Origin of the sequence: Facklamia miroungae (assembly GCF_012396555.1) — a bacterium.
In the GTDB taxonomy this organism is placed as follows: domain Bacteria; phylum Bacillota; class Bacilli; order Lactobacillales; family Aerococcaceae; genus Facklamia; species Facklamia miroungae.
On the sequence record NZ_JAAXPS010000001.1, the window covers coordinates 162,968 to 178,553 of the forward strand.

The 15,586-nt window shown below is 36.5% G+C and carries 15 protein-coding genes and 1 riboswitch; of the genes, 14 read left to right on the plus strand and 1 reads right to left on the minus strand.

Annotated elements, in window-relative coordinates; genetic code table 11:
• The first annotated feature begins 6 nt into the window (after positions 1–6).
• The 3 genes from HF969_RS00885 (at position 7) to fsa (ending at position 2,102) form a co-directional block, all read left to right on the plus strand.
• Positions 7–684 carry a deoxynucleoside kinase gene (locus HF969_RS00885; RefSeq protein ID WP_090288884.1) on the plus strand — a complete coding sequence of 226 codons (678 nt, stop codon included), beginning with the start codon at positions 7–9 and terminating at the stop codon, positions 682–684.
• Positions 665–1,315, plus strand: a complete 651-nt coding sequence (locus HF969_RS00890; RefSeq protein ID WP_090288885.1) for an HD domain-containing protein — start codon at positions 665–667, stop codon at positions 1,313–1,315. Before HF969_RS00885 ends, HF969_RS00890 begins: the two co-directional genes overlap by 20 nt.
• Before the next feature lie 130 nt (positions 1,316–1,445).
• Complete coding sequence (fsa, locus tag HF969_RS00895; protein ID WP_090288886.1) at positions 1,446–2,102, plus strand: fructose-6-phosphate aldolase; 657 nt, start codon at positions 1,446–1,448, stop codon at positions 2,100–2,102.
• 77 nt (positions 2,103–2,179) lie between these two features.
• Here the strand turns inward: fsa and HF969_RS00900 are convergent, their stop codons facing one another.
• Positions 2,180–2,470, minus strand: coding sequence for a DUF1294 domain-containing protein (locus HF969_RS00900; RefSeq protein WP_245694783.1), 291 nt, complete (start codon positions 2,468–2,470; stop codon positions 2,180–2,182).
• 164 nt (positions 2,471–2,634) lie between these two features.
• Here HF969_RS00900 and HF969_RS00905 point away from each other — a divergent pair, with 164 nt between their 5' ends.
• The 11 genes from HF969_RS00905 to HF969_RS00955 all read left to right on the plus strand — a co-directional run bounded on the left by HF969_RS00905 (position 2,635) and on the right by HF969_RS00955 (position 15,493).
• On the plus strand, positions 2,635–3,312 hold the full coding sequence (locus HF969_RS00905; protein WP_090288887.1) for a hypothetical protein: 678 nt from the start codon (positions 2,635–2,637) through the stop codon (positions 3,310–3,312).
• A gap of 55 nt (positions 3,313–3,367) precedes the next feature.
• A riboswitch (NiCo riboswitch) is annotated at positions 3,368–3,461 on the plus strand.
• A 62-nt stretch (positions 3,462–3,523) separates the two neighbouring features.
• Complete coding sequence (locus HF969_RS00910; protein ID WP_090288888.1) at positions 3,524–5,356, plus strand: heavy metal translocating P-type ATPase; 1,833 nt, start codon at positions 3,524–3,526, stop codon at positions 5,354–5,356.
• Positions 5,357–5,499: 143 nt separating this feature from the next.
• On the plus strand, positions 5,500–7,263 hold the full coding sequence (locus HF969_RS00915) for an ABC transporter ATP-binding protein (RefSeq protein WP_090288889.1): 1,764 nt from the start codon (positions 5,500–5,502) through the stop codon (positions 7,261–7,263).
• Positions 7,250–9,034, plus strand: coding sequence for an ABC transporter ATP-binding protein (locus HF969_RS10095; RefSeq protein WP_090288890.1), 1,785 nt, complete (start codon positions 7,250–7,252; stop codon positions 9,032–9,034). The genes HF969_RS00915 and HF969_RS10095 overlap by 14 nt, the downstream gene beginning before the upstream one ends.
• Before the next feature lie 94 nt (positions 9,035–9,128).
• The gene (locus HF969_RS00925; protein WP_090288891.1) at positions 9,129–9,773 is read left to right on the plus strand and encodes a DUF937 domain-containing protein; all 645 of its coding nucleotides are present in this window, start codon (positions 9,129–9,131) and stop codon (positions 9,771–9,773) included.
• Between the two features lie 162 nt (positions 9,774–9,935).
• Positions 9,936–10,430 carry an FUSC family protein gene (locus HF969_RS00930; RefSeq protein WP_090288892.1) on the plus strand — a complete coding sequence of 165 codons (495 nt, stop codon included), beginning with the start codon at positions 9,936–9,938 and terminating at the stop codon, positions 10,428–10,430.
• A 23-nt stretch (positions 10,431–10,453) separates the two neighbouring features.
• Entirely contained in the window at positions 10,454–11,443 is a 990-nt protein-coding gene (locus HF969_RS00935; protein ID WP_090288893.1) for an MsnO8 family LLM class oxidoreductase, read from the plus strand.
• 94 nt (positions 11,444–11,537) lie between these two features.
• Positions 11,538–11,789: a YkvA family protein gene (locus tag HF969_RS00940; RefSeq protein ID WP_090288894.1), complete on the plus strand. Its 252-nt coding sequence runs from the start codon at positions 11,538–11,540 to the stop codon at positions 11,787–11,789.
• Positions 11,790–11,935: 146 nt separating this feature from the next.
• A complete protein-coding gene (locus HF969_RS00945; RefSeq protein WP_090288895.1) occupies positions 11,936–12,727 on the plus strand; it encodes a Cof-type HAD-IIB family hydrolase in 792 nt (263 codons plus the stop codon).
• Positions 12,728–12,737: 10 nt separating this feature from the next.
• On the plus strand, positions 12,738–13,817 hold the full coding sequence (locus HF969_RS00950; RefSeq protein ID WP_090288896.1) for a M42 family metallopeptidase: 1,080 nt from the start codon (positions 12,738–12,740) through the stop codon (positions 13,815–13,817).
• 167 nt (positions 13,818–13,984) lie between these two features.
• Positions 13,985–15,493 (plus strand): DUF1846 domain-containing protein, encoded by a 1,509-nt coding sequence (locus tag HF969_RS00955; protein ID WP_090288897.1) that lies wholly within the window; start codon positions 13,985–13,987, stop codon positions 15,491–15,493.
• The last annotated feature ends 93 nt before the right edge of the window (positions 15,494–15,586 follow it).

The window sequence follows — 15,586 nt, forward strand, 5'->3', positions numbered from 1 at the left end:
GAAATCATGGCCATGATAGTTATAGGTGGAATGATAGGGGCTGGTAAGACCAGTTTAGCTACTTTATTAGGCAAAGCATTAAATAGTCAAGTGTATTATGAAAATGTAGATGATAATCACATCTTACCTCTCTATTACACCGCAAGCGAAGAAGAACAAGAGAGAAAAAGATACCCTTTTTTACTTCAACTGGATTTTTTATCGAGTCGTTATCGTGATATCAAAAGAGCATTTTATCATCCGCATAACATTATCGATCGATCAATCTATGAAGATTGGTATTTTGCAAAAATCAACCATCAAGCCGGAAAAATTTCTGATGAAGAATTTATAATATACGAGAAATTATTGGCCAATATGATGGAAGAGTTAGAAGATTTACCCAAAAAAGCGCCAGATCTAATGGTTTACCTCCATGGCTCATTTGAATGTATTCTCGATCGAATCAACCAAAGAGGGAGAGAGTTCGAACAAGATCCTGAATTAATTGAATACTACCATCGCTTATGGCAAGGGTATGATGATTGGGTAGACAACCACTATCATGCCTCTCAGGTTCTAAAAATCAGCATTGATGATTTTGACATCTTAAATAAAACTGATGATGCTGAAAAAGTAATTCAGATGGTTGAAGAAAAACTTTCTGAGTTAGGAGTTCCTTTTGATGGATATACAAAAGATTAAATACTTAAGTAAACGATACTTGAGCAATGAAAAGAGTGGCCACGATTGGTTGCATATTCAACGTGTGGTTTCGAATTGCCAAAAAATCATGCAAGAAGTCAGCGAACCGATTAACCATCAGATTGTTTTGGCAGCCGCTTATGTTCATGATTTAATCGATGATAAATTACAAGTTGAGCACCGTCTTTCTATAAAAGAATTAAGAGGACATTTACTGAATGCTGAAATGACCCCCAATGAAATTGAGGAAGTTCTTCAAATAATTAGCAAGCTCTCTTTTGCATCCAATTTATCCAGTCGACAAGCGCTCAGTCTTGAAGGTCAGATCGTCCAAGATGCTGACCGTTTAGATGCAATAGGAGCGATCGGCATTGCACGAACTTTTTATTATGGTGGTAGTCATGGTCATAGCCTTTACACTTTTAACCAAGAAGATAGAAACATACATAACTCTTCCACTAAGGAAATTTATCGTCAAACAACTGATGTAAGACAACATTTTGATGATAAACTGTTGTTACTAAAAGATTTAATGAATACTCAAGCTGGTAGAAGTTTAGCTGAGGAACGTCATCAACTGATGTTAACATTCCTAAAAGCCTTCGACCAGGAAACACAAATAGTTGATTAATATCAAAAGTGTTTAAAATTTTTAAGTACTTGACAAAGTGAAAAAAAGAGATCATTGAAGTCTCCATTGAAATAAGCCTTTAAGCTTGCTATACTCAAACAAGAAAATGAAAACTATTAGGAGGCCCTTTATGAAATTCTTTTTAGACACTGCAAATGTTGAAGAAATTAAGCGCATCAACGATCTTGGTTTAGTCGATGGGATTACCACAAACCCTACCTTGATTTCAAAAGAAGGCAAGGATTTTGAAACAGTTATTAAAGAAATTTGTTCCATCGTTGATGGTCCGGTTTCAGCTGAGGTAATTGCTTTAGACTACGAAGGAATGGTTGAAGAAGCTCGTCAAGTCGCAAAATGGGCAGATAATATTGTAGTTAAAATACCTATGACAGAAGCAGGCTTAAAAGCTGTTAATACACTTTCTCAAGAAGGTATTAAAACGAATGTAACATTAATCTTCTCAGTAGCTCAAGGACTCTTGGCAGCTAAAGCTGGAGCCACCTATATTTCACCTTTTATTGGTCGAATTGATGATATGGGTGAAGATGGTATGGAGTTAATTGCGGATTTACGGATGGTGTTAGATAATTATGCACTTGATGCAGAAATTATTGCTGCATCGATTCGACATATTGGTCATTTCGAAGCCACTGCATTAGCTGGCGCGGATATTGCAACAGTCCCAGGAAGTTTATTCCCTAAACTTTGGTCACATCCTTTAACAGATAAGGGAATCGACGGTTTCTTAAAAGACTGGGAAGCTTTTCAAAATAAGCAAAATAAATAGTCAATAATTTAAGACACAATAATAAAGACACCAAACACTAATTACTGTTTGGTGTCTTTAACTATGTTTTCTTGGAATTATGGAATATAAGTTAAATTTGCAGTTATATAACCAATCAAAATAGTTATCATTAAACAAGATAAGATAGCAGTGGCAATAAAAATCCCTTTGCGGATTTTGTGATGGAATATATAAATAGCTAGCAAACCGCCTATTCCTCCAAAACAAAAAGTAACTATTAATAAGGTCTTTTCAGAAATGCGCCAAAGCTGATGTTTAGCTTTGTACTTATCAAAAGCGTATATTAAAAAAACAATGGCATTCCAAATACCGAGGATAAACATTAAATAATTGAGTAGAGCTTGCATGAGAGACCTTTCATATGTTAACGAATAAATAATGTGTTTTATTTAAACATAGCGACCGTGCGTTTATCTCTATTATAAAGACTTTCATTTTGATAAGCAAAACGTTTTCAAACGAGCCGAAAATGGGGTATAATACACGTATCAAATGACAGAGGAGAATGTTTATGTTAGATACAAATACATTATTATTAATATTAGGTTTGGTTATCATTTTGGGAGCCATTTATTTTATGTCACGCAAAAGTAAGGAATCAAACCATAAACCGCAAGTGACAGATAAATCGATGAATGACCCCTTAGGACCCGTTCACATAAATTCGGATACAGATTCTTCAACTAATGCTCTAGGTGAAGATCAATTCAAAGATTCTGTCCCACTTCGTGAAGGTCAAGTAGCCCAAAAGGTTCAACATATTAACGATGAAACAGGCGTTATCCATGATGAGGCAAATGAAGCGGAAGAAGTAAAAAAACCCCCACTGAATAATTCAGAATTTGAATCTTCAACATCCAGTTTAAGAGAGGATTCGGATTATCGATTAGTTGATTATCAAGAATTGATGGATAATAATGGTCTTAAGGATCAATCCGTTCAACTCGAGGGTAAAATGGCTTCTTATTTTACAGAAAACTTGGGAGTTGAAGGTGCTTTAGCTTTAGGCTCTTTATCTATTGACCCAGAGGATCCTAGTAAATTAGTTGCTTTAAAATTTGTTAACGAGTCTGATCACCTTCTTAAGGTCGAAGACAGAGTGAAGGTTTATGGTAAAATGCAAGGCTTGAAAGTTTCCAATCAGCAATCCGTTCCGGCTATGTTAGTGGATCGTGTTGAGAAAATTTAAGTCAGACTTGACAATTTTTCTATAATTGATAATATATATGTATAGACTTTAACAATTAAATATTTCTGAACAAGCGGTGATTTTAATCATGCGGCCGGGTCCTCATTGCGAGGACAGCAGAGATACCTTAGCGTACCTGTGAGACAGTTTTTATAGCTGTCTTTGGTGCGCTTTTTTTGTTAGAGAATTTTTAAAGAAAGAAGGAGATTTTATGTTGGGTGAAATTTTTAAGCGTCGAAAAGGGCAATTTTTTGCGATAGGTTCGGTTCTAATGATTCTTGGTTTTTTATTATCTTTTAATCCGTTTTTAAGTCGCATCACTTTCTATTTTTCCATTTTCTTTTTAGCTTTTTATGCTACAAAAGAAGCGATTAGTGAAACATTTATGAATAAGAAATTGAATGTCGATCTCTTAATGGTCTTAGCTGCATTAGGGGCGGTAATCATTAATTATGAATCTGAAGGGGCCATGCTACTTTTTATTTTTGCCGGAGCTGAAGTTTTAGAAGAATACGCTACGAGTAAATCGACCAAAGCGATTGAAGAATTAATGGGGCATGTTCCCAATGTTGCCTTAAAAGTGATGCCAAATGGCGAAACGAAAGAAGTTTCGACCGACAGTTTAGTGGTTGGAGATCAAGTTTTAGTTGCTAAAGGCGATGCCTTACCAATTGATGGCTTCAGTGATCGTGAGGTAATCATTAATGAAGCGGCTCTTACAGGAGAATCATTACCGGTAGAGAAGAAAGTTGGCGAAGAGGTCTTTGCGGGTACGATCAATGAAGGTGATTCATTTAAATTAGAAGTTAGCAAGTTAAGTAAAGATACTGTTTTTTCAAGTATTATCCGTATGGTTGAGGAGGCTCAATCGAATCCTTCTAAGGTGGCTAGCTTTATTGATCGCTTTGAGTCCCGATATGCTATGGGTGTCTTACTCGCTGTACCTTTATTTATTATAGGTTTATATTACCTAGCAGATTACAATTTTCAAGAAGCCTTCTATCGAGGAATGGTCTTACTGACTGTTGCCAGCCCGTGTGCCTTAGTTGCCTCAGCAACCCCAGCAACTCTTTCGGCTATTTCCAATGGTGCCAAGAATGGAATTCTGGTAAAAGGCGGGGCAGCAATGGAATCTTTAAATACCATGGAAGTGCTCTTTTCAGACAAAACCGGTACTTTAACGCAGGGTATATTTGATGTAGTGGACTACCAGTTAGATGAAGAGTATTTAAAAGAAGTGGTCTACATGGAACAAGGATCGAACCACCCTATTGCTTTAGCCATCGTCAAACATTTTGCTGAATTAGATTTGTCTCGAGTAAATCATGATGAAAAAGTTGAAGAACTTCCTGGTCAGGGAATGAAAAAAGGGGATATTCAAGTCGGTAAACCTTCGACTTTTGAGAAACTAAATAATTATAGACAGTATAGAGAACAAACGAAAGAAGGCAATACAACAATATTTATTGCTAATAAGGATCAAGTTTTGGGCTATATTTCTTTGGCTGATCAAATTCGCGAAGAATCAATTGAGGCAGTAAAAAATTTCCAAGAGGCTGGGGTCGAAGTGGTCTTAGTGACTGGAGATAACCAACAAGTGGCAGAAAAGGTGGCTCGTGAAGTGGGAATTTCAAATGTTGTCGCTGAATGTCTTCCTGAGGATAAAATTAACTATGTTAAAGAAAGACAGCAGCAAGACAAAGTAGTTGGTATGATTGGCGATGGGATTAATGATGCACCTGCATTAGCCAATGCTAATATTGGAATTGCAATGGGTTCTGGCTCTTCTATTGCGATGGAATCTTCAGAAATTATTGTCGTAAAAAATAATTTGTTGAAGTTGTTCTATTCTTACCAATTAAGTCACAAATTAAACCGCATCATTAAGCAAAATATTATTTTTGCCATCAGTGTCATCCTTATCTTAATTGTTCTCAATCTGTTAGGTATTTTAGATTTACCTTTAGGTGTCGTCTTCCATGAAGGTTCGACTATTTTAGTTATTTTAAATGGACTCCGTTTATTGAAACAAGCTAATTCTTAAAAACAATCCTAATTTAATATTTTATTTTGATTTCTCTCCCTTCTTAGAAATGTACGGGAGAGTTTTATGCATTTAATATGAAATAGAGATTAAAAAGTATTACAATAGGATTTAACTGAAAAATTTAGAGAGGAAGGTAAATAATGTTTGCAATTTTTCGCAAATTGGCTTGGTTTTTTAAATTGAGATGGAAGACCTATACATTAGCAATAGGAGGTCTGATTTCATGTGCTATTTTATCAGCAATTATTCCCTTATTAATTGGTCAAACAGTGGACCAAATGGCAAAAGGTAGCTTGACTTCATCCTCTCTTTTAAAATATATTACATTACTTTTATTAATTGGTCTCTTAATGTATGGGTTACGTTATATGTGGCGAACGAATCTCTTTACTAATTCCACTATTTTAGAATCTATTCTTCGAAATAAGCTATATGATCATTTCACAAAAATGGATCAAACCTTTTATGGGAAATACCGTACCGGAGACTTAATGGCTCATGCTACGAATGATTTAGCGGCCTTACGTTTTGTGGCTGGAGGAGGCATTCTAACTCTAACTGATGCTTTATCTATTACAATTGTAACCCTATTTTCCATGGTTATTTTAATTGATTGGAAACTGACACTCTATACGATCATCCCTTTTCCTTTACTTATTTTTGTTTCGCGCTATTTAGGTCAGTGGATAAATAAATATTTTACAGAATCACTTAGAGCCTTTTCGAAAATGAATGATCATGTACAAGAAAGTGTTGCAGGGATGACTGTCATTAAGGCCTTTGGTGAAGAAAAAGAAGACCATCAAGACTTTATCAAAGCAACGGATAATGTGGTTGCTAAGAACCGTAAAGTGCATTTAGTAAACTCTGCCTATTCTCCCATTATCAATTTAATTACGGGTTTGACTTATGTTTTAACCATTATTTTTGGTTCTTATTTTGTGAGTAAGGGTAGAATTTCAATTGGTCAATTAATTGCCTATTTCTCTTATCTTGGGAATATGACTTGGCCACTGCTAGCGGTTGGGCGTTTAGTCAACACCATGGAAAGAGGGAACGCATCTTATGACCGAGTGACTGAACTTTTAGCCCAAGAAGCAAGTGTTAATAATCCAGTTGATGGAATAAATAACTTAGTTTTCCAAAACTTATCTGTTCATATCGATCAGTTCACTTATCCAAACACCAAAGAGCCAAGTTTGAAGGACATTCACTTTGAATTAAGCCAAGGACAAACGCTTGGAATTGTAGGAAAGACAGGTTCAGGCAAGACGACGCTCTTAAATTGTTTAGTGCGTTTATATGATATTGATCAAGGCAATATTCTTTTTGATCAGCACGACTTAACGAAGATTGATTTAACTTATTTAAGAGAACATGTCGGCTATATTCCGCAAACAAACCTCCTTTTCTCGACTTCCATTAGAGAAAATGTGCGTTTCGGTAAACCTTTGATGTCACAAAATCAAATTGAACACTTTACGCAAATTGCTGATATTCATCAAGATATTCTTGGTTTTACTGAAGGGTATGACACGGAGGTCGGTGAAAGAGGCGTCTCACTTTCTGGCGGTCAAAAACAAAGAATATCGATTGCTAGAACCTTAGCAATGCAACCTCAAATATTACTAATGGATGATGCACTCTCGGCAGTTGATGCACGTACGGAACAAGCCATTTTAAGCAAACTGAAAGCAGAAAGAGAATCAGGGATATCAATCATTGCTACCCACCGTTTGTCTTCTGTCATGCATGCCGATGAGATTATCGTACTGGAGGAGGGTGAAATTACCGAAAGAGGTAATCACCAAGAACTGTTAGCTTTGAATGGATGGTATGCGAATATGTTTACTCAGCAACAACTTGAGGAGAAATTAGGAGGTGGCGAGAGTGAAGAAAAATAAAACGACCAGGCAAACTAAGTTTACTTTAAAAGAACAAGCTGATATCTTACGTTATCTTTTTTCATTTGCCTCCCATCAATGGTGGCGATTCCTTATTTCAGTGATTGCCATGGTGTCTTCTTCTGCGATAGCGGCTTATTTACCAATTATTATTAAAAGATATTTAGATCGCATTTCAGCCGGACAGGTCACTGATTTTAGTATGACAATGCAAGTAGCGCTTACTTATTTAGGTCTTTTATTCATTCGGATGATCTTACTGTATGCAAAAGATTTTTATTTCTTTATGGCCAGTGAATACACAGTTGCAGCCATGCGTAATCGACTTTATTCCAAGCTAGGGCGGTTAAGTATGAATTACTTTAATCAAACCCCGAATGGAGAAGTGGTATCACGAATTACCAATGATACCGAAACAATTAAGGAATTTTGGAATGTTTTCTTAACCTTTTTTGATGGTTTTATTAATGCTGTTACAGTAGGAACGGCTATGTTCAGCTTACACGCAGGGATTTCATGGATGTTTATAGCTTTCCTACCATTAGTTTTTGTTTTAATTTATATTTATCAAAAGATTTCAACTGTTGTCTATCGTAAGATGCGTTCTGCTTTAGCACGCGTCAACGCTAAATTAGCTGAATCCACCATGGGCATGTGGCTAATTCAACAATTCAATCAAACCGAACGAATGAAAGATGAATTTGATCAAGTCAATCAAGAGTATGTCAAAGCGCGTACAGACATGTTCAAAATGAATGCAATTTTCTTAATGCCAGCCGTTAATCTCATTGAACAAATTGTATTAGTCTTAGTGATTTGGATTTTCGGTAATAACTTACTAAAAGGATATGCTTTAGATATTGGTATAATCTATGCCTTTACTTCCTACTCAAAATCCTTCTTTAATCCGATTGGTAATATGCTGGATAGTCTGTCAGTTTATCAAGATGGTTTAGTCTCTGCGTCTAGGGGTCGAAAATTATTAGCCAATTCTGATTTAAATCCAAGCCAAACCGGTAAGAAGGTCAAAGAACAATTAGAAGGTAGCGTCGAAATTAAAGAGCTTAGTTTTTCTTATGATCAAGAGCAAAAGGTTTTAAAGGATATCAATATTAAGGCTAAACAAGGACAAATGATTGCCTTAGTCGGTCATACGGGATCAGGCAAATCCACTATCATTAATCTTTTGATGCGCTTTTATAACTTTACCCAAGGGCAGATCAATTATGATGATACTTCGATTAAAGATTACGATTTAGCCACTTTAAAAGAGCAAGTTTCGCTCGTTCAACAGGATGCCTTTATGTTTTATGGAAGTATTAAAGATAATATCCGTCTTCATGGAAATTATACAGACGAAGAAGTCATTGCCGCCGCTAAATTTACTGGTGCTGACCACTTTATTGAGGCTTTCCCAGACGGCTATGATCATTTAGTCACTGAAGGTGGAGCTTCTTTATCGGCGGGTCAAAAACAATTAATTAACATATCACGATCCGTCATCCGTCAGCCAAAAATTTTGATTTTAGATGAAGCAACAGCGTCGATGGATACTGAAAGTGAACAGTATATCCAAGCTAGTCTGGATAAAATTCGTCAGCAGGCCACTTTAATTGTCATTGCCCATCGATTATCAACGATTAAAAAAGCTGACCAAATCTATGTCCTTCATAAAGGTGAAATCATTGAATCAGGACGTCATCAAGAATTAATCGATCACCAAGGTACTTACTATGACATGTATCGTTTGCAATCCTTAAAAGAACAATAGATACTTAAAATTGGATTTGAATAATGCGTTTTACTAGTAGTCTTTCTTATTTTTAGTTATGCTAGAGTCAACACAATAAAAGGAGTTGATATTAATGGGCTTATTCGATTCGTTTAATCCATTAGACATTTTACTACAAGGTTCTCAGTCACAAAGTAATAAGAATTTAGCGAATAAAGCAGGATTAGACATGGGTGATTTTGGTAAGATCGCAACGATCGGGTTACCAATTATCTTGTCAGCAATCAATAAGAATACACAAACTCCCGAAGGATTAGATTCCTTTGATAATGCATTGGCTAAGCATGAAGATGTGAAAGATTATAATTCTGTCGATCAATTAACTGAAAATCTGGATCCTGAAGACGGAGAAAAAATTCTAGGGCATGTATTTGAAGATAAACAAACAATAATTGGCCGAATTGCTAGCACGTTAGGGATGTCAGAGGATGCAGTTAAGCGTGCTTTAATCGTTGTTGCGCCTCTTATTTTAAAATATATGGCTGATCGTAAGAAAGCGAACCAGTTAGATAAAGAAGGTCTTCAAAGAGAAACCAGTCAAACAGTTGAAAAAGTGAACTCTTCACTAAGAGAACGTGGGGTAGCACCAACTAGTGGGGGTAATTTGATAGATATGATTTTGGGTGACCAAGCTGCGGAAGACGGTAAAAATCAACCCGAAGAGCAACCGAATATGAAAGATAATATTCTCGGCGGGATCTTAGATTTATTCAAATAAACTTTAGTATGAAAGGAGTTCGCGCAGATTTAGCGGGCTCCTTATTTAAATTTCTTTTAAAAAATAACTTTTAAAGTACCTTCTCAAGATAGTAACCGATTCAGATGAATTGTTAAAGCTGGAGTGCTATAATATTTCTATCTATTTTAAGAGGGTGGTCACGTGGATTATTCAAAATGGCCGATTGGAATGCGTACCTTCAAGACAGCAATCGCCGTATTTATTTGTATTCTATTGTCATTTTATCTGCTAAAAATTAGCCCCATGCTTTCTTGTGTCGCTGCTATTTTTTCTTTAAGGCAAGACTTAGAAAGTAGCTACACCTTTGGAAAAGCCAGGATTTTGGGCGTTCTTTTATCAGGTGGTGTAGCTCTCTTATTTATTTATTTATTCCCCATCCAATCAAGTAGTGATGAAATCTTAATCTTCTTAGTCCCTTTGGCTGTAAGTGTATATATCAGCTTAGCCAGTCGTATTCACTTGGAAAAAGGAATTATTACAGGTTGCGCGACCATGTTGATTATTTTCTTTAATATTCCAGTACACAATCAATTGATCTATGCGTTTATTCGTCTCTTATCAACCGTTATGGGGGTTTTAGTAGCTTTAGCAGTTAATTATGTTCTACCTGGTCCGGCAGATAAAAGGCGGAAATAATCATAGTTAAAAAGGAGCAATTTATGAAATTAGGTATTCACGATTTACTCCCACTTAACCAGGGAGAAACAACGCAAGAAAGATTCGCAAAGACGATTCAAATGGTACAAGCGCTAGAAGCGATGGGTTATTCGCGTTATTGGGCATCAGAACATCATGGCATGGCGAGTTTAGCGAGCTCTACACCAGAATTATTATTGGCTTATTTAGCTGCAGTCACAAACAAGATTCGCTTGGGAACCGGCGGTACAATGATCGTTAATTATTCCCCCTTAAAAATCGCGGAAATATTTAAAACCCTCACATTATTAGCACCCGATCGGATTGACTTCGGCATTGGACGAGCTCCTGGTACAGACCATAACGGTATGATGGCTCTCTCTCAAGGAAATCCGATCGATTTTGATCATCTTTATGACAAAGCACAAATTATTTTAGATTATTTGACCGATACGACCCCCAAAGGCTTTTACAGCTTAACTCAAGCTATTCCTGTTAAGACACGGACGATCGCTCAACCTTGGATGCTCGGTTCTTCGGGGCAATCCGCTGTTAAAGCCGGCCAAATGGGCTTGGGTTATTCTTTCGCTAAATTTTTTGGAGTGGAAACAGATCCATCGGTTTTTAAAGCCTACCGCGATCATTTTCAAGCCAGTGAATTTTATCATGAACCAAAGGTCATGGTCTCTTATAAAATTATCCTAGCAGATTCACAAGAAGAAGCAGATTATTGGGCTCGACCTTCTGAAATTTCCCATGTTCGTAAAAACGGGGCCCCTTTAATGAGCTTTGACCGTGCCCAAGAGATCGATCTATCGCTAGAAGAACAATCCATACTTGAAGAGAATTATCAAAGACGCTTCATGTTAAAAGGAACGCCAGAAAATATTGCTCCTATTTTGCAGGAAGAAATCGAACGCTTGGGCATCGATGAGTTAATGGCTTATATGCCGATTCCGGATCAACAATCTCGATTACATTCTTATAAACTACTGACCCAAATTTTTCAATAAATCAGTCTCTAGTTGGAGGGTATGATTTTCACTTTCTTGTAAACTATAGATAGTTGTAATCCTATCGCCTTTTTTAGAAGAAAGAAGTGGTTGAATGAAAAAGAAACAAGCTAAATTAAGCTTTTTAGAAAAATTTCCTCTATTTTTAAAGTCTTTTTTTAAAAAAGATACACCTATGTTAGCAAGGTTGATGATTTTATTTACCTTTGCTTATGTTTTATTACCAACAGACATGCTGCCTGACTTTTTAGGCCCATTAGGTTTTGTTGATGACGCTTTATTAATACCCTTAATGGTCAATAGTGTGATTAAACTATTACCGGGTCAAATGGTTCCAAACAATTAAAAACACTTAAGTAAAATTATAAGAGGGTCCATTTCACTGAAAACGAACAGTGAAATGGGCTTTTTTATTGGGAATTTATTTTGTACCTCTTTTAGGGTATACTTAAAATTGCGGTTACATAATAAAAGTGAAGGCTAGGTGAAGTCATGTTTAAACTATTTATCTCTGACTTAGATGATACTTTATTGGATAAAGATAAAAAATGGAGTCCTGATTTTAAGCAGTTCAGGAAGATTTTAGATGAGAAAAAAGTGGCCTTTACTTTAGCGACTGGTCGCTCTGCTCAAGCTGTTCAGTCCATTGTCGATGAATTAGATTTAAAAATACCCTATGCGACTTCAAATGGAGCAAATATTATGCTTCAAGGTAAGGTTATTCAATCCTTTAGTTTTCCAGTAGGGCCTTTAAGACCACTGATTGAGGTTGCTTTAAGTATGGGATTGACGGTTATCTATGTTATTGATGGGGTAGAATATGCTTTCAGCAAAACTGAATTTATCAGACATGAAATGAAACAAAACTTTACCGATCAAATTATTCGTCCGATTCGATCAGAAGATTGGGCCAATCTGAAAGTTGATAAATTTTTGATTGTGGATGATCATCCGGATACCGGCTTAACACGTCTACATGCCTTGGTAAACGGTTTAAAACCAGAATACCATTATCTAACCTATTCGGATTGGGCCATGGATATCGTCGCAGCAGATTTAAATAAGGGAAAAGCCTTACACTGGATTGCTGATTATTTAGGTGTAAAACCTGAAGAGGTCATTGCAGCTGGTGATAATCATAATGACATCGATCTCTTGAAGCAAGCAGGGCGTAGTATCGCAGCGTACAATGCCTTAGATGAAGTAAAACGTGTTTCGATGATCACTGCTAAGAAAAGCGGTGGCGATGGAGTGATTGAAGAAGTACTAAAAATACTAGAATAGGAGAAAAACAATGAACTATCGTAATTTAATTCGCGACTTGATCAACGCTAAAGGTGCCCCAGGGTTTGAAGATGAAGTTCTTGAGGTGTTAGAGGCCTATAAAAATTCCTATACCATGCAAAGCGATAATCTTAAAAATGCCTATTATAATCTGGATCAAATTGATCCGAGTAAGCCTACCTTAATGCTCGATTCACATACGGATGAAGTTGCCTTTATGGTGAAAGCGATTGATGAGAGAGGTTTAATTCATTTACAAGCTTTGGGAGGCTGGCTACCTGAACATGTTTCTGCTCAACATTATCTCGTTAGAAATACGGAAGGTATCTATTATCCTGGCATATCGACCTCCAAACCGATTCATTTTATGTCACCAGAGGAAAGAGCGAAGAAAGTCACACTCGCTGATTTAAAAATTGATTTAGGTGCCAGTAGTCGAAAAGAAGTCATTGAAGACTTTAAAATAGCTGTAGGTCAACCTATTGTCCCAGCCACTGAATTCCATATCAATGAACGCAACCAGGTGATGTTCGGTAAAGGATTTGATAATCGAATTGGTGTAGCAGTGTCAGTCGCAATCATGCATGAAATGAAAGATTATATCCATGATTTACCTTATAATCTTGTGGCAGCTTTTGCTTCACAAGAAGAGGTGGGGATGCGTGGCGCTGTTATTACCAGTAAACGTGTTAACCCGCAAATGGCATTAGTTTTTGAAGGTACACCTTCAGATGATTTTACCGCTGATGAATATACCGAACAGGCTCGATTAGGGCAAGGACCTCAGTTGCGTTACCGTGACAACTCCTATATCGCCAACGAATGGATGTTGAGTCGGTTTAATAAAATTGCCAAAGAAAATAAGCTTCCACTGCAACATGCTGTAAGAGAGGGAGGCTCAACCAATGCAGGAGCTATTCACCTTTCGAATTTGGGTCTACCGGTTGCTACTCTTGGAACGCCTACTCGATATGCGCATACCAATTATTGTTTCTGTTCCTATAAAGATTTTGAAGATACTGTAAAAATAAGTCTCGCATTTATCAAAAGTTTAGGATTGGAAGATTTCAATCAGTTTCAATTACAGTAGTTTTATCAAAGCGAAGACGGATACAAAAGCTTTAATCGTGGAGGCTATTCAAAAACTGAACGTTAAAACAAAAGCAGGAAAATTTTCGTTAAAATAACTAGGAAAGTCTTTAGTCCAAAGAAAAGATTTGTTAGAATACTCTGTATGTGATGAAAGGGGTTGGGATTTTGCAAAAATTAGGTTTTGATAACGACAAGTATCTTAAGGAACAATCAAAATATATTTTTGAACGACTGGAAAATATCGATAAGCTCTATCTAGAGTTTGGAGGCAAACTAATTGGAGATATGCACGCCAAGCGGGTTTTGCCTGGCTATGATGAAGATGTCAAATTAACACTTTTAACCAAGCTTAAAGATCGAGCAGAAATTATTATCTGTATTTATGCCGAAGATATTGAACACCACAAAATGCGTGGCGATTATGGCATTACTTATGATCAAGAAGTTATTCGCTTAATTGATGAATACCATGCCTTAAATATAAAAGTTAATAGTGTATTATTAACACGTTATAAGGGTCAAAAAAATGCGACTGTTTTTAAGAAAAACATTGAAAATAGAGGCATAAAAGTTTATCTTCATGAAGCAATCAATGGCTATCCGACGGATTTGGAAGTACTCTTTTCAGAAAATGGCTTCGCTAAAAATCCTTATATCGAAACGAGCCAGCCTTTAATTATCGTAACAGGACCTGGAGCCGGTTCTGGTAAGTTAGCGACTTGTTTAAATCAACTTTATCATGAACATCAAAAGGGTATCAAAGCTTCTTATGCCAAGTTTGAAACCTTTCCTGTTTGGAACTTGCCGCTTAAGCACCCGATTAATGTAGCCTACGAGGCAGCAACCGTTGATTTGAATGATATTAATGTACTCGACTCTTATCATTTAGATGCTTATAATGAAATGGCTGTCAATTACAATCGCGATATGCAAATGTTTCCAGTCATTCGTAGAATTTTAGCCAATACGAGTTCACCCGATTTAATTTATCAATCGCCCACCGATATGGGAGTGAATCGAATTAAATCCGGTATTGTGGATGATGAATTCGTTAAAGAAGCCGCTCAACAAGAAATTATTCGCCGCTATTTCCAAGTGGAACAAGACTACAAAGTAGGTATTGTGGATGAGGAAGTTCGGTCTAAAATGCACTTATTAATGGAAGAAAGTAATCTCACTGCTGATGATCGATTATCAGTTGTCGCTGCTCATGAATATGCTGAATCGGTTAAAGAGCGATTTACACAAGAAACAGAGCCAGCTGTGATTGCTATTCAATTAAGTGATGGTCAAATGATCACAGGTAGACGGACTGATTTAATGGATGCACCCGGAGCAGCCATTATGAATGCATTAAAAACTTTAGCTGGTATCTCCGATCAAATCGATTTATTGGCACCAATGGTTTTACAAACGATTCAAAATCTGAAAGCGAATAAATTACAAAGCAAACATCCCATTTTAACGCTAAACGAACTACTCATTGCCTTAGCAATTTCTGCGGTGACCAATCCAACCGCTCAAGTAGCCTATCAGGCACTATCAAAATTAAGTGGAGCACAAGCTCATTCTAGCGTTATGCTTTCGCAAGATACTAAAAATCAACTGCAACAATTAGGCATTGATATAACCTGTGATGCTGTTTTTGTTTCTCGTTCATTGAAGGGAAATTAATAAATTTCTCGCTTTAAAATCTTCTATTTACTGCTTTATTCGGTAGATAGGGGATTTTTTAAATCTTTGCAAACAAATTATTTTTAAGCTTAA

Excerpts from the sequence above, each read along its gene's own strand:
- HF969_RS00910 (WP_090288888.1), top strand. The coding sequence starts at position 3,524 with ATGTTGGGTGAAATTTTTAAGCGTCGAAAAGGGCAATTTTTTGCGATA.
- HF969_RS00890 (WP_090288885.1), top strand. The coding sequence starts at position 665 with ATGGATATACAAAAGATTAAATACTTAAGTAAACGATACTTGAGCAAT.
- HF969_RS00925 (WP_090288891.1), top strand. The coding sequence starts at position 9,129 with ATGGGCTTATTCGATTCGTTTAATCCATTAGACATTTTACTACAAGGT.
- HF969_RS00900 (WP_245694783.1), bottom strand. The coding sequence starts at position 2,470 with ATGCAAGCTCTACTCAATTATTTAATGTTTATCCTCGGTATTTGGAAT.
- HF969_RS00945 (WP_090288895.1), top strand. The coding sequence starts at position 11,936 with ATGTTTAAACTATTTATCTCTGACTTAGATGATACTTTATTGGATAAA.
- HF969_RS00950 (WP_090288896.1), top strand. The coding sequence starts at position 12,738 with ATGAACTATCGTAATTTAATTCGCGACTTGATCAACGCTAAAGGTGCC.
- HF969_RS00915 (WP_090288889.1), top strand. The coding sequence starts at position 5,500 with ATGTTTGCAATTTTTCGCAAATTGGCTTGGTTTTTTAAATTGAGATGG.
- HF969_RS00885 (WP_090288884.1), top strand. The coding sequence starts at position 7 with ATGGCCATGATAGTTATAGGTGGAATGATAGGGGCTGGTAAGACCAGT.
- HF969_RS00940 (WP_090288894.1), top strand. The coding sequence starts at position 11,538 with ATGAAAAAGAAACAAGCTAAATTAAGCTTTTTAGAAAAATTTCCTCTA.
- HF969_RS00935 (WP_090288893.1), top strand. The coding sequence starts at position 10,454 with ATGAAATTAGGTATTCACGATTTACTCCCACTTAACCAGGGAGAAACA.
- HF969_RS00905 (WP_090288887.1), top strand. The coding sequence starts at position 2,635 with ATGTTAGATACAAATACATTATTATTAATATTAGGTTTGGTTATCATT.
- fsa (WP_090288886.1), top strand. The coding sequence starts at position 1,446 with ATGAAATTCTTTTTAGACACTGCAAATGTTGAAGAAATTAAGCGCATC.